The organism is Arcicella sp., assembly GCF_964672035.1.
The window spans coordinates 22,972-46,437 of sequence record NZ_CBABQS010000016.1 but is presented as its reverse complement, the minus strand read 5'-3'; the positions used below and the strand labels follow the sequence as shown (position 1 = coordinate 46,437).

17 protein-coding genes are annotated in these 23,466 nt (G+C 36.8%); 5 read left to right on the top strand and 12 right to left on the bottom strand.

From position 1 onward, the window contains the following. Nucleotides 1-32: 32 nt before the first annotated feature. Nucleotides 33-959 (bottom strand): tRNA epoxyqueuosine(34) reductase QueG, encoded by a 927-nt coding sequence (queG, locus tag AC1W31_RS06715; protein ID WP_481733648.1) that lies wholly within the window; start codon nt 957-959, stop codon nt 33-35. A gap of 127 nt (nt 960-1,086) precedes the next feature. Here queG and AC1W31_RS06710 point away from each other — a divergent pair, with 127 nt between their 5' ends. The 3 genes from AC1W31_RS06710 (at nt 1,087) to AC1W31_RS06700 (ending at nt 6,912) form a co-directional block, all read left to right on the top strand. Next, on the top strand, nt 1,087-2,517 hold the full coding sequence (locus tag AC1W31_RS06710; RefSeq protein ID WP_481733647.1) for a circularly permuted type 2 ATP-grasp protein: 1,431 nt from the start codon (nt 1,087-1,089) through the stop codon (nt 2,515-2,517). Nucleotides 2,518-2,661: 144 nt separating this feature from the next. Next, entirely contained in the window at nt 2,662-3,699 is a 1,038-nt protein-coding gene (pheS, locus tag AC1W31_RS06705; protein ID WP_481733646.1) for a phenylalanine--tRNA ligase subunit alpha, read from the top strand. A 243-nt stretch (nt 3,700-3,942) separates the two neighbouring features. Continuing rightward, nucleotides 3,943-6,912, top strand: a complete 2,970-nt coding sequence (locus AC1W31_RS06700; protein WP_481733645.1) for a glycosyltransferase family 117 protein — start codon at nt 3,943-3,945, stop codon at nt 6,910-6,912. Between the two features lie 127 nt (nt 6,913-7,039). Here AC1W31_RS06700 and AC1W31_RS06695 read toward each other — a convergent pair whose 3' ends face one another. After that, on the bottom strand, nt 7,040-8,761 hold the full coding sequence (locus tag AC1W31_RS06695; RefSeq protein ID WP_481733644.1) for a VRR-NUC domain-containing protein: 1,722 nt from the start codon (nt 8,759-8,761) through the stop codon (nt 7,040-7,042). Nucleotides 8,762-8,883: 122 nt separating this feature from the next. Here AC1W31_RS06695 and AC1W31_RS06690 point away from each other — a divergent pair, with 122 nt between their 5' ends. Beyond that, the gene (locus tag AC1W31_RS06690) at nt 8,884-9,867 is read left to right on the top strand and encodes a DUF2157 domain-containing protein (protein WP_481733643.1); all 984 of its coding nucleotides are present in this window, start codon (nt 8,884-8,886) and stop codon (nt 9,865-9,867) included. A 120-nt stretch (nt 9,868-9,987) separates the two neighbouring features. Here AC1W31_RS06690 and AC1W31_RS06685 read toward each other — a convergent pair whose 3' ends face one another. From AC1W31_RS06685 to AC1W31_RS06655, 7 genes are all read right to left on the bottom strand, one after another. Next, complete coding sequence (locus AC1W31_RS06685) at nt 9,988-12,450, bottom strand: bifunctional UDP-N-acetylmuramoyl-tripeptide:D-alanyl-D-alanine ligase/alanine racemase (RefSeq protein WP_481733642.1); 2,463 nt, start codon at nt 12,448-12,450, stop codon at nt 9,988-9,990. Between the two features lie 90 nt (nt 12,451-12,540). Then, a complete protein-coding gene (locus AC1W31_RS06680; protein ID WP_481733641.1) occupies nt 12,541-12,936 on the bottom strand; it encodes a hypothetical protein in 396 nt (131 codons plus the stop codon). Nucleotides 12,937-13,285: 349 nt separating this feature from the next. Next, the gene (locus AC1W31_RS06675) at nt 13,286-14,473 is read right to left on the bottom strand and encodes a phosphoglycerate kinase (RefSeq protein WP_481733640.1); all 1,188 of its coding nucleotides are present in this window, start codon (nt 14,471-14,473) and stop codon (nt 13,286-13,288) included. A 298-nt stretch (nt 14,474-14,771) separates the two neighbouring features. Further along, complete coding sequence (locus AC1W31_RS06670; protein ID WP_481733639.1) at nt 14,772-15,317, bottom strand: hypothetical protein; 546 nt, start codon at nt 15,315-15,317, stop codon at nt 14,772-14,774. Between the two features lie 23 nt (nt 15,318-15,340). Beyond that, nucleotides 15,341-16,513 carry a hypothetical protein gene (locus AC1W31_RS06665; RefSeq protein ID WP_481733638.1) on the bottom strand — a complete coding sequence of 391 codons (1,173 nt, stop codon included), beginning with the start codon at nt 16,511-16,513 and terminating at the stop codon, nt 15,341-15,343. Nucleotides 16,514-16,606: 93 nt separating this feature from the next. Continuing rightward, a complete protein-coding gene (locus tag AC1W31_RS06660; RefSeq protein WP_481733637.1) occupies nt 16,607-18,004 on the bottom strand; it encodes a hypothetical protein in 1,398 nt (465 codons plus the stop codon). A gap of 120 nt (nt 18,005-18,124) precedes the next feature. Continuing rightward, entirely contained in the window at nt 18,125-19,873 is a 1,749-nt protein-coding gene (locus tag AC1W31_RS06655) for a hypothetical protein (RefSeq protein ID WP_481733636.1), read from the bottom strand. 263 nt (nt 19,874-20,136) lie between these two features. On the opposite strand from AC1W31_RS06655, the gene rbfA reads away from it, so the two are divergent. Beyond that, complete coding sequence (rbfA, locus tag AC1W31_RS06650) at nt 20,137-20,517, top strand: 30S ribosome-binding factor RbfA (RefSeq protein WP_481733635.1); 381 nt, start codon at nt 20,137-20,139, stop codon at nt 20,515-20,517. Nucleotides 20,518-20,613: 96 nt separating this feature from the next. Here the strand turns inward: rbfA and AC1W31_RS06645 are convergent, their stop codons facing one another. From AC1W31_RS06645 to AC1W31_RS06635, 3 genes are read right to left on the bottom strand one after another with little or no spacing between them, the layout of a single operon-like run. Further along, a complete protein-coding gene (locus AC1W31_RS06645; RefSeq protein WP_481733634.1) occupies nt 20,614-21,333 on the bottom strand; it encodes a sugar phosphate nucleotidyltransferase in 720 nt (239 codons plus the stop codon). Nucleotides 21,334-21,337: 4 nt separating this feature from the next. Further along, a complete protein-coding gene (locus tag AC1W31_RS06640) occupies nt 21,338-22,474 on the bottom strand; it encodes a LegC family aminotransferase (RefSeq protein ID WP_481733633.1) in 1,137 nt (378 codons plus the stop codon). A gap of 14 nt (nt 22,475-22,488) precedes the next feature. Then, nucleotides 22,489-23,463, bottom strand: a complete 975-nt coding sequence (locus tag AC1W31_RS06635) for an NAD-dependent epimerase/dehydratase family protein (RefSeq protein WP_481733632.1) — start codon at nt 23,461-23,463, stop codon at nt 22,489-22,491. Nucleotides 23,464-23,466: the final 3 nt, after the last annotated feature.

The window sequence follows — 23,466 nt, the reverse complement described above, 5'->3', positions numbered from 1 at the left end:
TTGAAATAAACTTGAAATCTGGGTTCAAAACGTTATTTCAAAAAGGTAATATTCCGTTTTAAACCTTCAAATTTCGTCCGTTTCAAAGGAGACCTTTTGAATATTTCTTTGAAAACTTCTTCTGTGATTTCTTCCCAATCGTTGTTCGTAAAGGTCTGTAAATCAGGATTTAGCTGAAATTGTGGCTCTTTATGAGGTTTTGAAAAACGATTCCATGGACAAACATCTTGGCAAATATCACAACCAAAAGCCCAGTTTTTGAATTGTCCACTAACATCCACGGGAATATTTTCTTTTAATTCAATTGTAAAATAGCTAATACATTTGGACCCATCCACCACAAAAGGTTCAACGATGGCATCCGTCGGACAAGCATCTATGCAACGAGTACAAGTGCCACAATAATCTTTTATTTCATGGTCGTATTCCAATTCTAAATCAATGATTAATTCGGCAATAAAAAAGAAACTTCCTTGCTGTTTGTTGATAAGATTTGAGTGCTTACCAATCCAACCTAAACCTGCTTTTTTCGCCCAAACTTTATCCATTACAGGGGCAGAATCTACGAAAGCTCTACCGCCAACTTCACCAATTTCTTGATGAATAAAACTCAATAATTCTTTCAGCTTTTCTTTTACCACAAAGTGATAATCGGTTCCGTAGGCATATTTTGAAATCTTAATATCTTCTTGGCCTTCGGGTAACTTATGAGCTGGATAATAATTGAAAAGTAAGGAAACCACCGATTTTGCATCGTCCACTAAAAGTCGAGGGTCGAGACGTTTATCGAAATGATTTTCCATGTATTGCATCTTGCCTTGCTGATTGTTTCTAAGCCAATTTTCTAATCTTGGCGCTTCTTCTTCTAAGAATCCCGCCTTTGAAATACCACAAAAATCAAAGCCTATTTCTTGGGCTTTTTGCTTGATTTGTTGAGCGCATTTTGTTGGGTTTTGCATAAAATAGTTTAGGATATTAGGCTAAGTATTTCAACTCATTTTAGGTAAAATAAACGTATCTAAAACATTAAATTTTGTAAAATACTACAAATCTACTAAATTAGAGAAACAAGTAAATTTAAAACCTATGAATTTCAGTTACGATAACTACCAAACCGAAGGATTCTTCGATGAAATGTTTGATGAAAATGGCAAGGTCCGTTTGGGCTATGAGGCATTTAAAGAACGTACCGAACAACTCAAAATTGAGGAATTTGTCCGCCGCCACCAAGCAGCCGAACGCTCATTGATGGCCATGGGAATTACCTTTAATGTGTACGCTGAAAACGAAGGTACTGAACGAATTATGCCCGTAGATATTATTCCGAGGGTTATTGAAGCCGAAGACTGGAAAAAGACAGAAAAAGGGTTAATTCAACGGATTACGGCCTTAAATATGTTTTTGGATGATATTTACCATGATCAACATATATTAAATGATGGCATTGTTCCCCGTGAATTAATTGAAACTTCTAAAGATTTTCTTCGTCCGTGTATAGGTATTCGTCCACCCAAAGGCATTTATATCCACATCACAGGTACGGATTTGATTCGGGGTGATGATGGTAAATTTATGGTTTTGGAAGATAATCTTCGTTGTCCATCGGGGGTATCGTATATGCTCGAAAATAGGGAATTGTTGAAGCGAACTTTTCCAGAAGTTTTGGGTAAAACTCGTGTACAATCTATTTCTGATTATCCGAATAAATTGCTTCAAATGTTGCAACATATCTCAGGCAGACCCAATCCAACGGTGTGTGTGTTAACGCCCGGTATTTACAATTCTGCCTATTTTGAGCATTCTTATTTGGCTCAACAAATGGGTGTAGAATTGGTGGATACTCGTGATCTAGTGGTGCATAATGGTTACGTAAAAATGCGTACTACCAAAGGATTCCAAATTGTGGATACGATTTACCGAAGAATTGATGATACTTTTCTCGACCCAACTGTCTTTAATCCACGTTCAATGATTGGGATTCCGGGCATTTTCGATGTCTATAAAAAAGGAAGAATTGCCTTGGCAAATGCTCCAGGAACGGGTGTAGCGGATGATAAAGTGATTTATGCTTACGTCCCTAAAATTATAAAATATTATTTGGGTGAAGATGCCATCCTTCCAAATGTAGAAACGTATATCTGCGGAGAAGAGGACGATTGTAAATATGTATTGGAAAATATTGAAAAATTGGTAGTTAAAGAAGCTAATGAAGCGGGCGGTTATGGGATGTTGATTGGTCCAAAATCAACGAAGGAAGAACAGGAAATTTTCAAGGCAAGAATCAAAGCAAATCCACGAAATTATATTGCTCAACCAACCATTTCACTTTCGAGAGTTCCTTGTTTAATTGATGACCACGCCGAAGGTCGTCACGTGGATTTACGTCCCTACATTCTCTACGGAAATGGCGTTGAGGTAATTCCTGGAGGCTTAACTCGTGTGGCACTGCGAAAAGGTTCATTGGTGGTAAATTCTTCGCAAGGCGGAGGTTCTAAGGATACTTGGGTTTTGTATTGATAGAACAGGATTGAACACGGATTTGAGGGATTAGACACGGATAAAATTAAAAATCCGTGCCTAATCCCTCAAATCCGTGTTCATTTAGTTTAAATTCAACTCTAAAATGTAAAAAAAGCAATTACTAATGATTAATTTTGCATTATGCAAGCAAAAATTACCGAAATACAACAGCAAATTGCTGATTTCCAGATTGACAATAAAGAACAACTCGAAACTTTCCGTATTGCCTACGTGGGTCGTAAAGGCGTTATTGGCGACCTTTTTGATGGATTAAAGAACGTTCTTCAAGAAGACCGCCGTGCCGTTGGACAAGAGTTGAATGCTTTAAAAGAATTAGCTCAAAATAAATTCAACGAATTCCAAGCCTTAATGGAATCTTCGCAGGATAAATCGGTGGCCATTGAATTTGATTTGACCCTTCCAAATATTCCCTACGAAAACGGAACCATTCATCCCCTTACGCTGGTACGTGCCAGAATCATCGAAATCTTTGCAAAAATGGGTTTCAATGTGTCGGATGGTCCAGAAATAGAATCAGATTTTTATAATTTTACGGCGCTAAATTTTGCCGAAAATCACCCTGCACGTGAAATGCAGGATACTTTTTTTATCGAAAAGAAAGGCGGAGAAGTAGCGGACGATATACTTTTGAGAACGCATACATCAAACGTTCAAATTCGTTTGATGCAAAATCAAAAACCACCTTTACGTTCAATTATGCCTGGGCGAGTATATCGTAATGAGGCAATTTCTGCGAGAGCACACTGTCTTTTCCACCAAGTTGAAGGGCTTTATGTTGATAAAAATGTAGGCTTCAAAGACTTAAAAGATACACTTTATTATTTTGCCAAAGAGATGTTTGGGCAAGATACAAAAGTGCGTTATCGTCCTTCATATTTTCCATTTACTGAACCTTCTGCGGAAATTGATATTACCTGTTTAATCTGTAAAGGAAAAGGTTGTAATGTCTGTAAATATACGGGTTGGGTAGAAATTGCGGGTTCGGGTATGGTTGACCCCAATGTATTGGAACAGTGCGGAATAGACTCAAAAGAATACACAGGATTTGCCTTCGGAATGGGAATTGAACGCATTACCATGTTAAAATATCAAATCAAAGATTTACGATTATTTACCGAAAATGATGTACGTTTTTTACGTCAATTTGAGGGGCTTTGATGCGACAGAACACATTCTAAATCTGTGTTGCAAAGTATCTGTCTGATGTGTGTTCCATTTAATCGCAAAGCCAAATGTTAAAAACGTCTTAGCTTAACACTTTTTAACACCTCCATTCTTCACAAGCCAAAGCTATTTTGTATTTTTGGTAACATTATTGTCGTAAACACAAAAGCCCCCTGTCCCCCAGAGGGGTAATTATATCAAAACTCCCTTTGGGGTTGGGGGCTTCAATTTTCAATTATGAATAATTTCAAAAGAATTAATGACCTTACAGGTTGGGTCGTTTTTGCCATTTCCTTATTTGTTTTTACTGCCACTGTTGAACGTACTGCCTCTTTTTGGGATTGTGGTGAGTTCATCGCCTGTGCTTATAAACTGCAAGTTCCTCACCCTCCTGGAGCGCCATTATTCTTATTGTTGGGACGTATGTTTTCGCTTTTGGCGGGTTCGGATGTAACCCAAGTAGCTTATTGGGTAAACATGATGTCGGTGCTTTCGAGCGCCTTTACGATTCTGTTTATGCACTGGACAATCGTGATGATTGGGCGTAAAATTTATAATAAACCTTTTGCAGAACTGTCAATGGGTCAGTCACTTACGCTTTTAGGAGCGGGTGTTATTGGTTCGTTAGCGTATGCGTTTTCTGATACATTTTGGTTCTCAGCAGTTGAAGCGGAGGTTTATGCGATGTCGTCGTTCTTTACGGCTTTGGTGGTTTGGGCGGCTTTCAAATGGGAATTAATTGAGGACGAAGGAGATGCAAATCGTTGGTTGATTTTGGTGGCCTATATCGTTGGTCTTTCAATTGGAGTCCATTTATTGAATTTGGTAACGGTGCCAGCATTGGCTTTGATTTATTATTTCAAGAAAAATCCAAATCCAACTTATAAGGGCGGTTTTATTGCGCTGTTAGCTGGGTTTTTAATTTTAGGAATTATCAATTCACTAATCATTCCAGGAATTCCTTCAATGGCTTTCCAATTTGAATTAATCTTCACAAATGGACTTGGGTTGCCTTATGGCGTAGGCGTTGGGGTATTTTTAGTGGTTTTTGTCGGAGCATTGGTTTGGGGTGTTCGTTATTCAATCCAAAAGGGAAAAGTCAATTTGAATATTGGATTACTTTCGTTAGTATTCGTTTTGATTGGTTATTTGTGTTATACCTTGGCTTTGGTTCGTTCAACTTACAATACGCCCATCAACGAAAATGACCCAAGTAATATCTTGAATTACGTGAAATATTTGAAGCGTGAACAATACGGCGAGCGTTCATTATTATACGGGCCAATTTATACAGGAACCGTTGAAAGTGTGGAACAGGGCAATCCAGTCTACAAAATGAAAGACGGAAAGTATGAAGTTTACGACCATAAACAGAAATTAATATATTCAAAAGACGGGCAAATGTTATTGCCTCGTGTGTATAGTGGCACGCCCCAACACATTCAGATGTATGAAGAAATGTTGGGTTTGGCATCGGGCGAAAAACCAAGTTTTGGGGATAACCTAAAATTTATGTTTACCCACCAAATGGGACACATGTATATGCGTTATTTCCTCTGGAATTTTGTGGGCCGTGAAAGTGATATTCAAGATGCGGGCGTAATTGATTATACTCGTAAAGGAGCTTTACCCGAATTATTAGCTAAAAATAAAGCCCACAACAACTACTTTTGGTTGCCTTTGATTTTGGGTTTAATGGGTTTTGTGTTATTGGTTCGTAAAGGCGAAAAAGACTTTTTGACTACTACTTTAATGTTCCTTTTAACGGGATTAGCCTTAGTAGTTTTCCTAAATTCACCACCTTCTGAACCTCGTGAACGTGATTATATCTACGTGGGTTCGTTTTATTTCTTTGGACTTTGGATTGGTTTGGGTGTGATGCAATTGGCGGAATTATTGGGTAAATTTATGTCAAATTCAGTGGTTACGGGTGTTGTTGCGACGGTTGTAACGGCGGTAGTTCCTGTCATTTTGATTCAACAAAACTGGGATGACCACGACCGTAATCATCGTTATCAGCAAGTAGATTTTGCCAAAAATATGTTGAATTCTTGTGCAAAAAATGCGATTCTATTCACTGGAGGTGATAATGATACATTCCCATTATGGTACGTACAAGAAGTTGAAGGCTACCGTACAGATGTGCGGGTGTGTAACCTTTCGCTGTTAGGAACGGATTGGTACATCGACCAAATGAAACGTAAAACTTACGAGTCGCAAGCCTTGCCAATATCATTATCGAAAGACCGTTTTATGGAAGGAATCAACGAACAGGTGATGTATTACGAGAATCCGAACGTGAAAAATGGAATCAATCTTCAAGAATATATGAAATTGATTAAAGATGATAGCGAGGCAATTAAAGTTCCGTTGCAGGATGGTTCGATGATTAATACTTTGCCAACAGAAAATCTTTTCTTACCGATTAATGTGGATGCGGTGAAAAAAGCAGGGTTTGTTCCGAAAGATTTAGAACCATTTTTGACCGACCAAATGGCTTGGGCAGCAGGAAAAAATGGTGTGATGAAACCAGAATTGATTCAGTTAGATATGATTGCTCAGAATGCCGCATCGGGTTGGAAACGTCCAATTTATTTTGCAACTACTTTGCCATCAGCGAGTTACTTGAATTTGAAAGATTATATGCAAATGGAAGGATACGCCTACCGATTGATGCCGGTGAAAATTCCAGGAGCAAAAGATGGTTACGTGAATTCAGATATTATGTTTGATAATTTAACGAAAAATATGTTCTGGAGAGATTTAGATAATCCAAAAACGTACTATCATTCAGACTTTTATTTACAAGTACCTATCGTAACCGCACGTTTGAGTTTCTTACGTTTGGTTGACCAATTAATCCGTGAAGGTAAATTGGCAAAAGCAAAAGCGGCCTTGGATTTCTGTGACAAAAAGATGCCAGACAACGTAATTCCTTACGACCAATTATCGGCAAATTTCGTAGCCTTGTACATTGCAGCGGGAGATACAAAAAGTGGTCTGAAAATAGCCGATACGATGATGAATCGTAATAACAAGGCTTTGGATTATTATATGAACGACCGAAGAAATAGTGATAGTCGTGATATTCAAACGGCGCTTTACGAAATGCAAATTATCGTAGAAGGTTTGAAAAATGCGAAAGTCGCAGAAGCAGCGAGATATGAAGCCATGATGCAGAAGCAGATTGCGAGAGCGAATTCTTAGGGATTAGTTATTAGAAACTGGTTATTAGTTATTAGAGTATTTGCTCTCATAACTGATAACCAGTTTTTCGTTTTTAATAATTTTAATATTTTGAAGCAATCTTTTGACAACCAGTAACTAATAACCATTAACCAGTAACCAAATCCCATTCCACCCGCAAAACCTTCGACCGCACATTAATACTTTCAAAAAAACGTAACCAAAAAAGCTGTTGATTCGATAAACTATCAGTTGGTGACTTTACTTCGATAAAACTATATTCTCCATCCCCCCAGATAAAAAGGTCTGGAAATCCCCTTAGATTTTGCCGTAAATTCTTTGCCATTTCTAAAGTAATCAACGTAATTTGTTCGGGGGATAATCTTTCTAATAAAGTCAAAATTAAAGGAAAAAGACCTCCATACCATTCCACAAGTGGATTTGTTAGCCCAAATTTCTCAAAAAATATGCGGTTCATATACACCGTTGTGGCATCTTCATCTTCCAACATTTTCAAGCGTTCTTCCATTTTTTCTTTGCGTTTTTCAAAGAAAGTTGGTTTGAATAAATCCGAAGGCGAACGTTGCAAAGGATGATGAATGGCCAAGGAATCGGTATCAAAAATAATGTCCCAAAATAGTAAACCAAACAAACTCCGCCACAAGTGATTTTCGGTAAATTCTGCCTTCATGCCCCGTTCTTGGTAATAATCAATTACACCAAATTCCACTTGCCTTTTCCATGTTGCTGCAATTGTGATAGAATCTGAATTGTGTAATTGTTGCGTTACGGCTTTTTTAGACTTCTTTTTAAGTAAAACTGCCTCAATTCGATTCAGATAATCTTCCGCAAAGAATTGTTCCGTTGCATTTTGTGGTTCGGCTAAAATGAGTTCACAAAGTGCTTTTGCTTCTTCACGATTCTTTTGTTTATCCAAAATTCTTACTTGTCGTTCCCGTGAAGGTGATTCTTCGGTAAGTCTGAAAACGGTGAGCGCTTCATCTAAGGCTTTTTTCTTTTCTAAGTATAAAGCTACCCGCAACGAAAACGTTCCGTAGGTTGGAATGGCAATTTCTGATAATTCCTTTCGGTGCGTTGCCGTCCAATCCATGAACCAGTTGTAAATATCAAGTATCTCAATATCAGCTTGTTGCATTAAATAAAAGTCCTCACGGGCGAGACTCACTTTCAATTTGTCTTCCACTTCCTGACGGGTTTGGAAATACGCCACCATCTTATCCTCATCAAATTTTTCATACGACTGAAAACCTAAATCACGGGTAACAAATTCGGTCATATCACCGTGTCGAGAGCCAAAGAAAAGGAACTTGAGCATTTGGACTTCCGTTTCTTTCTGTGCCCGCACGAGCGAGTGTGGGAATCCGTGGATGTTGGCATAATCTTGGGAATTTAGGAGGTAAATCATGTCTTCCCAATTGCCAACCGCCAAGAGCCAATCCAACACTTCTTCCTTCTTCAAAGAAGCCTTTCCACGGGATTCGAGGTTGAGCATTTTGGCTAATTCAATCAATTCAGATTTACTAAAAATATCCAAAACCTCCGCTGCTTCGGTGAGGTGATTCTCGGAAAGTGGTTCCACAAAACCCTTGTCAATTAAACCATTAAGTGATTCTGGAATGTTTTCTATTTCGGCATATTTCAATTTTTCCGTTCTGAAAAAAGAGCCTGTACGGTTACAGAAACGAATAAAAAGGCATTTCTCATCCTCCGTTAGCGCCTCAAAATCGGCGAGGAATTGCTTTTCCGTTTCGTTGAGAATATGTTGATATTTCTTCTTGACGAAATCAATGAGATACTGAAAGTAAGTCAAGTAATATTTTGGCGGAAGTTCTATTTTTTCTGGGGGCATTTTCTGAGCGAATAAATATTGATGATTTACCAAATTTACTACACAATTACGAAATTTGAATGAATATATTTTTTCTGTATCTTCACACAATAAAACCGTTTACTTCTGTCTAAAACCAACTCATGCAAACCCAAACCCTCCTCCAAAATCTCCAAGAAAAAGGCATTATTTCGCCTGAACAAAGTAATGTCATTTCGGAATATGAAAAAAATAAATCCTTTTCACTTCACTACGAACTACGGACACTTTTATACTTGGGAATTACCTTGCTAACGGGTGGTTTAGGCGTGTTGATTTACCAAAATTTAGATAGTATTGGTCATGGCGTTATCGTGGCTTTAATTGCTATTACTACCTTGGCTTGCTTTGGTTTTGCCTTCTGGAAACGTGAGCCGCTTACTTGGGAAGCGGTGAAAAATCCACATCATTTCTCAGATTTTGTGCTTTTATTGGGTTGCACTTCTTTTTTGATTTTAGAAGGTTATTTGCAATTTCAGTACGATTTGTTTGGCTTAAAATATGGCTTGGTTACGTTTATTTCCGCAATTCTATTCTTTTTCTGTGCTTATTTTTTTGACCATCGAGGTGTACTTTCAATGGCAATTACGGCATTTTCTTCGTGGGTGGGCGTAAATATTGCTCCATTTACAGTGTTGGAAAAGAATGACTTTTCGGCGCCAAATTTTTTATTTATCGCTATTGTATTGGGTTTGGTTTTATCGGCTACGGGTCTGATTTCGGAATACAAAAATCTTAAAAAACATTTCTCGTTTACCTACCTTTTATTGGGCAGTAATTTGACCTTAATTGCGGCTTTGACTGGTATGTTTAGTCACGGTAATTGGTTTATTTACGCCATCATTACGTTGGCTTTATGCGTTGGATTATTTTTCTACGCTCGTAAAACGCAATCTTATATTTTCTTGTTGATGGGAACAATTTACGGATACTTTGCTTTGACATATATCCTTTTCAAATCCGCAGAAGCCGTTGATAATGGATTTGTGTATATGTTTGCGATGTATTATTTCTTACTTTCTGGTGTGGGCGTTATTGTGTTCTTGATGAAGATTAAGCATATTTTGGGTATTGGAGAAAAGGCTTAAAGAAGGCAGGAAAAATGAAGGAATGGAATAAAGGAGAAACGGAGACGGGAAAAAGGAAGGAGAGAGAAAAACACACTCTTATTTATATTTTTCATATCTCCCTTATTCCTTTACTCTTACTCAGAGCTGATAAAAAATCCGTTTTACCCGTTGGCTTACACTCGTGAGAATTTCGTAAGCAATTGTGCCAATTTTATTGGCTAACTCAATCATTGTGAGGTCGTTACCAAAAATAATTACTTCATCGCCTTCTTGTACGTGGAGTACGTCCGTGATATCCACCATCGTCATATCCATACAAACATTGCCTATCACTTTGCAACGATGCCCGTGAATTAATACTTCGCCCACGCCCCGACTGAAGCGGCGGTCGTATCCGTCAGCGTATCCAATGGCAATGGTGGCGGTTTTAGTGTCTTTTGTTAATTCTCCTTTTCGTCCGTAACCAACTGTATCTGAGGATTTTATGTTTTTAATTTGAGAAATAACCGTCTTCAAAGTCCCAACTGTCAAGAGGTTTTCTTGGTCTTCAGGCTTTGCCGCCAAACCGTATAATCCAACGCCCAAACGCACCATATCCAAACGTGCTTCGGGGAATCGGGCAATGCCTGCGGAATTTGCCAAATGCCGAGAAGGCGTATAACCAAGGGCCTCTGAAATTTGCTTGGCCATTTCGGTAAACTCTGAGACTTGATGGAGCGTAAAATTATCAAATTTGTCTTCATCCGCCGCTACCAAATGACTAAAAATGGTGGAAACCCAAAGGTTAGGATTTGATTGAACAGTTTCGATTAAGTCTGATAATTGATATTTCTCAAAACCTAAACGGTGCATTCCCGTATCTAATTTCAAATGAATTTTAGAGCTAATGTTTTGATTGTCAATATATTCTGAAAATTGTTTTAATATTCGGGGAGAATAAATTTCTGGTTCGAGCGAATAGGTAATTAATTGCTCAAAATCATTTTCAGTCGGATTCATCACCATGATGGGTAAATAAATGCCGTTTTGTCGTAAACTCACGCCTTCGTCTGTATAAGCAACGGCCAAATAATCTACGCCATGAAATTGCAATAAATTTGCCACTTCCGTACTGCCCGAACCGTACGCAAATGCCTTGACCATGACCATAATTTTGGTCTGTTGTCCCACTTTATCACGGAAATAATTGAGGTTGTGCGTAACGGCATCTAAATTGATTTCCAAGACCGTGCCATGCGTTTTTTGAACCAAACGATTCACGATGGATTCAAAGCCAAAACGTCTTGCTCCTTTCACTAAGACTACGCTTTCTTGTAGGTCTTTTAAGGTTTGACTATCCAAAAAATCAACGGTATTTCTGAAAAATTGTACGTTATTATCTTTATGTTGAAATAAATTTCTGTTACGAGTTATTACCTCGCCAATTCCGATAAATTGATACAGATTTCGTTGTTTTATCAAATGCGCAATTTGTCCGTATAATTCATTTTCTGGAATTCCAGTTTCTAATAAATCGCTCAAAATCAATACTTTACGAGTGCGTTGTTTCTGTTGGGTTAAGAAGTTTAGCGCAATCGTAAGTCCCGCCAAATCGTTATTATAAGTATCGTCAATAAGATAATTATTTCGGATTCCTTGTTTCAATTCTAAGCGCATCGACACGGGACGAATAATCTGTAAACGGGCTTGAATTTCAACGGCTTTGTATTTCAAAAACCAGAGCGTAACGATGCAATGAATCGCATTTTCGATGGAAGCATCATCGGTAAAAGGTATATCGAAAGTCTCATTTTTCTTGGGAAAATTTAGGGTTACTTTAGTGTTCTGATATTCAGTTTGCCAATCTACTTTTATGGTAGCATTTGCCATTCTCGACCAGCTAATTATCTCACAATCTACATTTTTCAAAATAAATTCGTTGTTTACAATTTTATCAATTTCCACATAATCAGCGCAATAAATTAGTTGTTTTGCATGTTGAAATAGCAATAATTTTTGCCTAATTTTCTGAAAATTATCTTCAAAAAACTCATTATGAGCATTGCCAATATTAGTAAAAATCCCGATTTGAGGTTGTACCACTTTCTGTAAATTTGCCATTTCGTCAGGGCGAGAAATACCGACTTCAAAAATGCCCAAATTATGCGTTTCGTTCATTTGCCAAACCGACAAAGGTACGCCAATTTGAGAATTATATGATTTTGGACTTTTCACAACTTTAAAACGATTGCCTAATAATTGCGAAAGCCATTCCTTCACCACCGTTTTTCCGTTGCTCCCCGTGATGGCAATTACGGGGAAATTATATTGTTCACGATGTCGTTTTGCTACTTCTTGCATTGCCAAAATACTGTCTTCGACTTGCCAGATTTTTGCTTCCTTCATCCGTCCCAATTCACGAATGAGCGTAGGAGTGAGGGCATCACGTTCGACCACAAATTCACGAATACCTTTGCGGTAAAGGTCGTCCAAAAATTGGTGTCCATCGTGGTGTAAACCCTTGATAGCAAAGAAGATAGACCGTTGTGGTGATGATAACTGACGGCTGTCGTTCAGTAAATATTGAGCGTTGGTTTGTATGGGGAGGTTTTGGAAATTCACGGGGGCTTATTGGTAATTGAGTGATTTGTGATTGAGTGATTTCACGCTGTAAATATTCATAAATCAAAAGTCGCAAATCACAATTTTTAATTATCTGGATAAAAAATATTGCTTGAATTCGGTTAATTCTTGCAATTCTACTTCAACGTATTTAGCAAATAATTTCTCGCCAACTTGGCTTTTAAGGGCTGAAATTCCAACATCAATTAGGCGTAATCCTTGTCGTGTCAGAAAGATGTTATCGTAACGTTCTCCCGATAGATTTGAAGGGCGTTTTAAGTCCCGATGGACAAATCCTTGACGATGTAATTCGTTTAATTCATCTTCAAAAACTTCAATTATCAATTTTCTTTTTTCTACTTCAAAACTCCTAAAATCTAAGGGGTACAGTCGTTCCATCACTAACATTTCCCAAGATTTTTTTTCGTCAAAATCTATTTTGATAAACTTGACAATCAAGGTGTTAATCGTATTCGCAACCTTCATTTTCTCTGCCTCCGAACCAATATCCTAACGAGTATCTCCTTCGTATATTTTGGTAACTTCTGTATCTGAAAGGGCAATGACAAGGTTATTTGCTCCGTATGAAAGTTTATGAATGTATTTGTCCATATTTAGTAATTTTTCCAAAGATAATTGTTTTGAGTATAGTAATTACACAATCATAGAATACGAAATATAGCATTCTTTACCGAATAAGAAGCAACAAATTGGGAGAATTGAAATATAAGGGCTATAACTATCATAAGTGATAATAAAACTTCTATAAAAAAAAGGACAGCATCACTCAAAGCGATGCCGTCCTTTTTTTCTATATTTTAATTAAGTTTTACTCCTACATCAAAGCAGCAACGCCAGGCAATATTTTACCTTCCATGTATTCCAACAAAGCACCTCCGCCCGTTGATACATAAGAAACACGGTCACCGTAGCCCGCATTGTTCACCGCAGCGGCAGAATCTCCCCCACCAATTAATGAAAATGCACTGTTTTCTTCCGTAGCCATAACTACTGCATCCGCAATGGCATTTGTTCCATGTGCGAAGTTTGGAAATTCAAAAACGCCCATTGGACCATTCCAAAGCACTGTTTTTGACGATTCAATAACAGTCTTGAATAATTTTGCTGATTCTGGACCAATGTCCAAACCTTCCCAACCATCAGGAATTTCCCCCGTCGCTACTACTTGACGATTCGCATCATTCGAGAATTTATCTGCACACAAATTATCAACTGGCATATAAATTTTTACCCCTTTTTCTGCTGCTTTTTTCAAAATTTCTTTCGCTAATTCTACTTTATCAGGCTCAGAAATTGATTTACCGATTTTACCACCTTCTGCCAACGTGAACGTATAAGTCATGCCACCACCGATGATAAGATTATCAACTTTATCCAATAATTTTTCAATCAATAAAATCTTGTCCGAAACTTTTGAACCACCCATAATGGCGGTGAAAGGTCTTTCAGCGTGTTCCAATATTTTTTGAGCATTTTCAATTTCGGCTTGCATGACAAAACCAGAAACTCTATCTTGAAAAAACTGACCAATAACCGCCGTAGAAGCGTGAGCTCTGTGAGCCGTTCCGAATGCATCATTTACCCAAACGTTACCTAATTTTGATAATTTTTCCGCAAATGCTACGTCTCCTTTTTCTTCTTCTTTATAAAAACGAAGATTTTCTAATAATAAAATTTCACCTGGTTGCAAAGAAGCAGCTTGGTCGATGGCCGATTGACCGATGCAATCATCCGCAAATTTTACAGTACGTCCAAACACGACTGAAAGTGGATTGACAAGGTGTTTTAACGAATATTTATCCGTCGGTCCATCTTTCGGACGACCTAAATGTGACATCAAAATTACCGAACCACCATCGTTCAATATTTTATTAATTGTCGGAATTGTCGCTTTTATTCGAGTATCGTCGGTTATTTCGAAACGTTCATTCAAAGGAACATTAAAATCTACACGAACTAAGGCACGTTTGCCGGCAAAATTGTAAGAATTGACAGTTTGCATTTTTTGTTAGTTATCAGTTATTGGTTGTTAGTTATTGGAGGATTGGTTATCTGTTATTAGTGATTGGATATTTTTGAAAAGCCAAGTTTGACTACTCCTTAATCGTTAAACAATCAATACGCTAATAACTAAATTACAAGTAACCAATAACTAAACATCAAATATACATTTTTGAAAATGATTCACGAAATAAGTCAATGAAATGAGTAGTTTTCCCTAAATTATCAATGAATAGTTATGAAAATTATTTTTATAATTATAAATATCCAAAGGCTATTCATTATAGCCTTTGGATATTTCACTTTTTCTCTTCTAAAACACTGCAATCAGGTAATTCTTTGGCATCGAAACCAGAACTTACGAAGCACTTTCCGTAAACGGATTGATAATAAATGTTGGTTTGAATGGAATCATGATTGTAGAATAATTGAGCAAATTTATGCCCTTCTTTTGATAAAGAAATTTGAATTGGATAAACGGTTTCGTTGGATGCCATCGTCCGACCTTCAAGACCACTTCTACTGTAGCCATTAGACCCCGTTGATAACTCAAAAATATCAGAAAATTCGTGATAAATTTTCCTTCTGTATTTTATTTCAACTTTTTTGATAAGGGCGGGGCCGATGCCTTTATTGGTAATATTTATTTTAAAATTTTCTTTAATTCCAGAGCCATCGCCAAAATTTGTCCCTGAGAGTTCAATGCAAGGCCAAACACCAGCGTGTTGTTGGTCGATGATGAGACGAGTTTGGATAAAATAAACCACCAATGTCATTATACCAATCAGGATTGCTGAAACTGAAAGAATGCGGTCAGTATTGAGTTTTTCTAAAATTGTGCTCATAACTATTATGCGTAAAATTGTGATTAATAATATCCACCAGCACCGCCACCGCCTGGGTCTCCACCCCCAAAACGGAAAGTATCGCCCTGTTGTGGGATTTTAGATTGAACAATTTGCGACATCAGCATGGCTTCTAAATTAAAGCCCTCAAATTCATCATCGGGTTGGTAGGTGAAGCCCATTTTTTCTGTTTTAAGGTAATGAATCAATCCACCTGCGAGGGCCATTAACAAAACTCCGCCTAATGTCAACGCAATTTCTACGGGAAGAACTGCGAAGTAAAAAAGGTAGGTAAAAATTGAGAATCCCAACGTAATGAATCCCAAAATCATAATTAAACGGTCACGGTAACGAAGTCCAAAGAGAATATAACCAATTGGAATGATGGTCGTAAAAAAATAAAACATCGGAGCAAAAGCCACTTGAGGTGAAATGGATAGATATAAATTATTGATTAACGCATTTCCTTCTCTGACAATTAGATAATTTCCACCCAAATAAAAGGTAACCAATGACAGCGTTTTGAGTATCGTTAAACAGGTTTCGTAGTAGAAATAATCCTTACGGGTTGAAAGTCTTTTTACGATAAAATACATTCCTGCCGAAACAATCATAACAATGAAAGGCAAAAAGGTTTTACCCCAAAAAGATTCTAAAGCAATCGTTACAAAAATGCCTAAGATTAGCAAATAGGTTAAAGTACAAACGACTGATTCTGCGTAACGAACGGTTGTGGCCACAAAAAGAGGAAGAAATAATATCAAAAAAAGCCAAGTGGGAGGGTTTAGTTTCTCGAAAAGGAAATAAATGGTCGTGCAAAATGCGCCTAAAGCCATGTAAATTAAGGCATTATCAACGCCTGAATGATACAGATGACGACCTTTGATGAGGTTTTCGAGGAGGAAAAAGAAAATGCCACCAATAATTAAACTCTGAATAACAGCGGCGGTATTTAGATTGTTTTCATAAATTCCAACTAAGAAAATCGACATGATACCGATGGAAAAACCAGCCGCCAAGAGGGTAAAAATAAACAGCCCAATTTTAAGGAAAACATTGGGGGCGAAATAATCGTGAGGATAGTTTTTCTCAATTTCCGAGGATTGTTCTTTATTCAAAAAGCCTTGTTTCAACCACTTTTGAGTAGTTTTTTGAATAAAGTCATTTTCTGACCAGCGTGGATTGTAGGCTTTCATAGTTGTTTCGATTTTTGATGCTTGTTGTTCGATGGTTGGAATTTAACGGTTTCGTGTTTTCCGAACATCGAAAAACTAACATCTCACATCGAATTACACTCTTTTATAAATTCCTTTTTCCACCAATTTGTATCGTCTTTCCAGTGCAGGAATTCGTTTGAATAATTTTGGAGCCAAATTTACTTTATCAATAATAATATCGGGCGAATCTTTTTCAAAATTTCTAAGAATACTAATTACATTGTCGTAATTATTAAGGTTTTCTAATTCATGTTTAGCTAAATTCCAGTTCAAATAAGGCGTTGCGGCGTAATTATTTTTGTACTCTTCCATGCCATCTCCCAATACTAAAATTCGCTTATTTTTTATTTTTCCGTCCTGATTTTTCCTTAATTTCAAGTTTTTCAATTGCACAAATCCTTCCGAACCTGTCGCATAAACAGCTTGATAATGAATCAATAAAATAGCGCCAAAAACGCCTAAAAATATCAATTCTGCCAACCATTGTTTCTTGAAAGTATTGAAGAAATTAATCGTAAAAAAAGCTAAGGCGGGGACAAAAATAATGAATTGCATGGGCGCTAAAAATGGCATTAATCCAATTGAAATTATACCTGCAACGGCCCAAAGCATCATTACTTGCTGACAGCGAACTTGGAAATAGTTGAATCCGAACGTATTTACCAAACGCAAAAACCCTAAGATTCCGAGAGCGAAGGGAATTAATAAAGTGACAAACAATGATTTAAAATCGTTGAGATTATATTGTCTGATTTGAAATACCGAAGAGATAAAGTTTCTCGAAAATGCTGAATACGTACCGTCAAGATAGAAAAATAAGGCCGTTAATAGTAAAGGAAATAAAAACCCGAAGACCGCTAACGAATATTGGCGAATGGTTGCACCACTAAAAAATACCAGTGATGCCATGGCCCACAAAATAAAAATACAAGCGGGAGGGTAAAATAAAGTAGCTAAACCAATCAAAAAACCAATTTCAAAAACCTCATCAGTTGACTGCAAACGACTAATTTGTCGCACCATTGTGCCAAACGACATCAAGACAAAAGTCGTTGACATCAATACCGGTGAAAGCGTGCAACAGTCGAATGAAATATTAAGAAAAAGTAGATAGATTAGTCCAGGTATATAATTCCTTTTCGTTAAAACGTCACTGTTATTAATCATGACATTAAAGTAAATAACCTGAAACGAAGCCACTGACAAAGCGGCTAATTGATAGACCGTTTGCGAGCGACCGAAAACCTTATCGAGTCCAGCGTAAACTAAGGCAGAAAGCGGAGCAGTGTTGTCCCAAATTTCGGAATACATTACGAATCCTTTATTGATTTGTTCGCCTACGAGCATCCACTGCAATTCTGGAATTAGTTCGGGTAAACCCACCAAATAAACAGGCACACGGATTAGTATGAGCAAAATCAACAAACTGAAAATTTGGTAAACTGCATTTACCTTAAAAAAACTAAGCATAATTTATTTCGAAGTTCGGTTTTCGATGTTTGATATTCGGTTTTCAATATTTATTATCTGACATTTTAATTTAAAAATCCAAAACAAGTATCAAACATCGAATCTCGAACATTAAGAAAATTATTTCATTTCTACAATATCAAAAATATAATCCTTCCGGGTATCATTTGGATAACAAGATTGCCAATCTGAAGTTGAGAAGGATTTTTCAAAATTCTTTCCTCCGTTCGTACAGGCAACAGTAAGGTTAAATTTTGAAGCAACGTTGTACGGATTAATGACTAAAATTGCCAATTTATTCCCTATTCGCATCGTTCTGACCAATAAATTATCCGTATTATCTTTTAATTCGTAGCCTTTCTCTTCACGATACGTTGTTTCTTCTACAAATTTATACTTAGATTTCCACAAATGAAATTCTGCTTGGGGCGTTCTCATGTCCACTGCCGATACATTTTCATTATTCGACATTTTTTTTCTGGTTCCTAATAAATTCAAAGCAAACTGAAAACCGTTGTAACAATCAGAATTTAAGTTAGGCACTGGTCGATTCCATTCGTGAAAATGTAGGCCAGAAAAAAAGACGGACATGGTTGATTTGAATGCTTGGTCACGGGTTAAATAGCCGACAAATCCGTTTTTTGCCCCCCCATCTTTTCTATTGCCATCTTTATACTGCCAACCTGTTACTCTATCACAAATCAATTTTGCTTGGATAAAACACAAATCCTTGCCAATACTGTGGAGGTATGAATAGTTTTTTTCAGCCATGCTCACAACCCTTGCCAAATAATGCTCAATATTTGCATTTCTTCCGTAAGCATTGAGTGTGCGTACGCCATCATTATACCCGTGCATGGCAGTTTCTCCGTAGTGTGAAATCTCCAGAAGAGGAGCAAAATTTTCCGAATCTGTTACTCGATAATCTACCCCATCTAAATTCTGAACGCTCGTATAAATTGGATTGATTTCACTTGGATTAACCCTGCCATTTGCATCTGGATAGCCATTTTTAGTTAAATTTCCCACCTCCGCAATAATTGGATGCACATACATTGCTTGAAATATTCCTTGCAAATTATCACAAAGCGACTTAATGAACCGTAAAGATTTTCGAGGATTTGAACCGTTTTCATAATTATTTTCCCAATCAATATCAACCAATCCAATTCGTTGTTTACCCGGTAAATAATAGTCACCAAATTCGGTAGAACGAGCAGCACTCTTTCCCATTTCAGCAATTTCAGCCTCGGTTTTTGCATCCCAATTATTCAAATCTACGCCCCCCGTTTGCAAACGTTTTTCGATGGTCAAAGCCGATGAAAAAGTGTTCATATTTACTGATTTACGGGTATTGAAATTATTTGGATAAGCTCGCCCTTTTTCGGGGTCAATGAAAAAATTCCAATCTGCCCCTTCTTTACTGTGTTCTTTCCAATCTACCGAACCCCAAATGCCTCGATTTCGCAAAGGAATCTTTTTCTGATTATACACTTTGGATAACGTAGTATGTAAAGTAACAATCCAATTGGGTAAATAAAAACCTAAATTTTTATTGAATGAAGTTGGATAAACGACATCGGCAAAAAGATTAGGCGAAAAAGTATCAAGGCCTTTTTCAACAGAAATAGTACTCAAAGTTGCGGGGAAGGTTGTCACAATTTCAGACATTCCCGCATTTTGGGTTTCAGTTTTGAAACTCGGACCTTTATCTGCTTGTTTTTCAACCGCAGGAGTGGGTTTTGTCGTTTTTTGAGCACCAGTTTTTTCATTAACACATTGAAGACAAAGGAAAATTATGGATAAAAAACTGCTCATAAACATTAATTTAAAGGTAGTTTGTAATCTAAATTTTTGATTTGATTTCATAAGAAGAGATGATTTAGACAATATTAAAATAAAATATCTTTCTTAAATATTTATTGTAGAAAGATAAAAATGAAAGGTTGTGGAAAATATTTCCGAAATTTGTGAATTAAAACGTATAAAAATAGAACAAGGTATAACTTTGAGTTACAGTAAAAGTAAAAGTATAAAGACATAAGTTGATTAAATGGCAGAAATAACGCCTTTATAGGAAATCAAAATGTGTACCTTTTACAAATGCTCATCACTTATTCTATATCATCATAATGGAATCTAAAAGACAACAACAATTCGCTAAATTGATCATGCAAGATTTAAGCGAAATTTTTCAGAAAGATATGAAAAATACCTTCGGGAACGCCTTCGTAACAATTGCGGATGTAAAAATGACTCCCGATTTATCCATTGCTCGTGTTTATTTGAGTTTTATGCTCACCAACGATAAGCAAGGGCTTTTACAAGATATTCGTGAAAAAACGAAAGTGATTAGAGGTATTTTGGGTAATAAAATCAGAAACCAAGTTAGGATTGTTCCAAATCTTGAATTTTTTATTGATGATACCGCAGAATACGCCGCTCATATTGATTCAGTTTTTGCTTCTATCGACATTCCACCGTTAAAAGAAGGAGAAGAAATAGAATTGTAGTAAGTATTGTTTCGTTAGTAGTAGGCAGTTATAGCGCATCATGAAATCTAATGCTTTAACTGTTTACTGCTCATTGCATTACCAACACAACACTGCCTACTCAGCTTTCGCTACTTCCTCTGCATACGCATAGCTCTCTTTCGAGCCAATATCTATCCAAATATCTTCAATCAAAAATGTTCTTAATTGATGGTTATTTTCGGTCAATAATTTATTGATTAATTGCCAAGCTTTGTACGGTTTATTGGCAGGAATTAACTCTAACAATTCCTTTTTAAATAGATAAATGCCACCGTTTGCCTCCATTTCTAAGATTGGTTTTTCATCAATTCGTATCACCTCTCCATTTTCAGAACTGATGAGCCCGTATGGCAAAGGTGTTTTGTAAATAAAGGTTGCGATAGTCATATCAGCATGATTTGCCAAGAAACTGAAATAAAAATCTGATAAATTTATGTTGGTAAATAAGTCGGCATTGATGACTAAAATGGTGTCATATTTGAATAAAGCTTTCTCACAAGTTCCCAAAATCCCAATGTCATCGAGCGGTGTATTTTCATGCAAAATATTAATGTTTGAATAAGAAAAATCGCTTTCCAAAAAATCAATAATTGTTTCCGCCAAATAGCAAACTGACACAGAAATGTCAATGATTTTATGTTTAAAGCATAAATCAATTATCCCTTGAATAATAGGTTTTCCATTGATTTTTAATAGTGGTTTTGGAACAGTTGAAGTTAGTGGCAAAAGCCGTGTTCCTCTACCTCCAGCCATTATTATTGCGGATATGGGTAAATTGGATGGCAAATTATTCATAAATTTAGGTTTGGTAAAAGGTGAAAATACTATTAATAACTTCGTCTATTTCATGGTTGGTAATAGAAGTTGAGCAAGGTAACATTAAGCCCAATGCAGATATTTTATGAGAGTGATTGTGCGTTGAAACATACAAATCATTCGAGAAAATTGGCAATTTATTAATCGGAATCCATAAAGGACGAATCTCTATTTTTTGATTTTGAAGATGTTTAATTAGATTTAATTTATCAGGAAAGAGCGCTACATATTGCCAATAATTGCTGATTACCTCGGGGCTAATTTGTTGAATTTTTATACCTTCAACCAACGTTAATTTCTGATTATAGCGTTGGGCAATTGCTTGTTTTTTCTGAACAAATGCGGGTAATTGTTCAACTTGCGCAACCCCCATAGCGGCTAAAATATTAACCAATCGGTAGTTATAACCCAAATCATCGTGGTAATAATCAAACGTAGATGCTTTTGCTTGGGTCGTAAGATGTTTGGCTTTTTTGGCTAAAATTTCATCATTGGTCAAAATCATGCCTCCGCCTCCCGTAGTAATTATTTTATTGCCATTGAAACTTAACGTTGCCATTTTGCCCCAATTGCCTGCGTGTTTTTGTTTGTAAAGCGAACCCAACGATTCGGCAGCATCTTCAACGATGGTTAAGTTGTATTTTTCTGAAAGAACGATTAGTTCATCCATTGCTGCCATGTTTCCTAACACATGAACGGACAAAAGTGCTTTAATTCTTCGTTTTGAAGGCTTATGATAGCAAAAACCATTTTTAATTTCACAATCGGTAGCTAAAAAATTTGTCAATAATTCTGTATCTATTTGCCAAGTATCGGGCGTAATATCCATCAAAATTGGATCAGCTTTCAAGTATTTTATAGCATTGGCAGTTGCTACAAAAGTCAAATTATTGGTTATCACTAAATCATTTTGTTCAACGCCCGCCAATAGCAAACTAATGTGCAATGCCGTGGTTCCACTACTCACCGCTACGGCATATTTTGTTTGGGTATACTCGGCAATTAATTTCTCAAATTTATCTACATACGAACCCGTCGCCGACACCCAATTGGTATCTAAACAATCTTTTATATAGAGCCATTCGTTACCAGCAAGGTTTGGAACTGAAAGTGGAATCATATTCTTGAGGTAATTTAGAGGTTTTTATATTTTGCTGAGAATGGATCGCTAATTAAACCAGATTGAATTAGCTTATGAATTTCGGCGATGCCATCAGGAACCTTTTTGGTTATTTTAAAGCCTAATTTTAACTGAATTTTATCACAATTTACTCTGTAATCACGGGGGTCTTCGTGCTTGCTCACAAAGGTTACTGTTATTTTAGGAATCACTTTTTTAATTTCATTCGTTAGCATTTCTTTGGTATAATTTTCATGGGTATCGCCTACATTGAAAACTTCATTTTTAATCAACTTTTCATCCGATTTTAATACCAAAGCTACTGCATTTGCCAAGTCATAAACGTGACAATACGGTCGCCAGAATTTTTCACCATAAATTTGTAATTCCTTGCCAACGCTCACATCCCGAGTAAATTCGTTAACCGTTAAATCAAATCTTGTACGTGGAGAAACCCCATAAACCGTTGAAAAACGAAGTATTGTTGAGCAAATTTGAGTATTAATTTGGGTTAATAAGTACTTTTCAAAGGCGACTTTTGTTTCGGCATAATGAGAAATAGGCTTCAAATCTGCCGATTCATCTAAGAATATATTGGGGTCAACCATTTTGCCATAATTACTACAGGTAGAGGTGAAAATAAATCTTTTTATACCAATTTCTTCGGCAATTTGATGAATTAGGATGGAAGCATCAACGTTCACATGAGTGGCTTCTTCGGGATATGCCTTGCAAGTTGGGTCGCTAACGATAGCGGCTAAATGGCAGACAGCATCCATGTTTTTTAGGGCTTTTCTAACATCATTTTCTTGACAAATATCGCCTTTCATGAATTCAAATTTAGGATTGGTATAAAGGTCAATTAAGGAGTCCCCTCCAAACTTTAGGTTATCAATTGTTCTAACAAAATAGCCTTCATTGAGTAAAATTCTAACTAATTGTGAGCCAATATACCCTGCTCCACCCGTCACAAGTACCGATTTTATCATAAT

Bases quoted from the DNA above. Each gene is read 5' to 3' on its own strand.
- queG (WP_481733648.1), bottom strand. From the start codon at position 959: ATGCAAAACCCAACAAAATGCGCTCAACAAATCAAGCAAAAAGCCCAA.
- AC1W31_RS06710 (WP_481733647.1), top strand. From the start codon at position 1,087: ATGAATTTCAGTTACGATAACTACCAAACCGAAGGATTCTTCGATGAA.
- pheS (WP_481733646.1), top strand. From the start codon at position 2,662: ATGCAAGCAAAAATTACCGAAATACAACAGCAAATTGCTGATTTCCAG.
- AC1W31_RS06700 (WP_481733645.1), top strand. From the start codon at position 3,943: ATGAATAATTTCAAAAGAATTAATGACCTTACAGGTTGGGTCGTTTTT.
- AC1W31_RS06695 (WP_481733644.1), bottom strand. From the start codon at position 8,761: ATGCCCCCAGAAAAAATAGAACTTCCGCCAAAATATTACTTGACTTAC.
- AC1W31_RS06690 (WP_481733643.1), top strand. From the start codon at position 8,884: ATGCAAACCCAAACCCTCCTCCAAAATCTCCAAGAAAAAGGCATTATT.
- AC1W31_RS06680 (WP_481733641.1), bottom strand. From the start codon at position 12,936: ATGAAGGTTGCGAATACGATTAACACCTTGATTGTCAAGTTTATCAAA.
- AC1W31_RS06675 (WP_481733640.1), bottom strand. From the start codon at position 14,473: ATGCAAACTGTCAATTCTTACAATTTTGCCGGCAAACGTGCCTTAGTT.
- AC1W31_RS06670 (WP_481733639.1), bottom strand. From the start codon at position 15,317: ATGAGCACAATTTTAGAAAAACTCAATACTGACCGCATTCTTTCAGTT.
- AC1W31_RS06665 (WP_481733638.1), bottom strand. From the start codon at position 16,513: ATGAAAGCCTACAATCCACGCTGGTCAGAAAATGACTTTATTCAAAAA.
- AC1W31_RS06660 (WP_481733637.1), bottom strand. From the start codon at position 18,004: ATGCTTAGTTTTTTTAAGGTAAATGCAGTTTACCAAATTTTCAGTTTG.
- AC1W31_RS06655 (WP_481733636.1), bottom strand. From the start codon at position 19,873: ATGAAATCAAATCAAAAATTTAGATTACAAACTACCTTTAAATTAATG.
- rbfA (WP_481733635.1), top strand. From the start codon at position 20,137: ATGGAATCTAAAAGACAACAACAATTCGCTAAATTGATCATGCAAGAT.
- AC1W31_RS06645 (WP_481733634.1), bottom strand. From the start codon at position 21,333: ATGAATAATTTGCCATCCAATTTACCCATATCCGCAATAATAATGGCT.
- AC1W31_RS06640 (WP_481733633.1), bottom strand. From the start codon at position 22,474: ATGATTCCACTTTCAGTTCCAAACCTTGCTGGTAACGAATGGCTCTAT.
- AC1W31_RS06635 (WP_481733632.1), bottom strand. From the start codon at position 23,463: ATGATAAAATCGGTACTTGTGACGGGTGGAGCAGGGTATATTGGCTCA.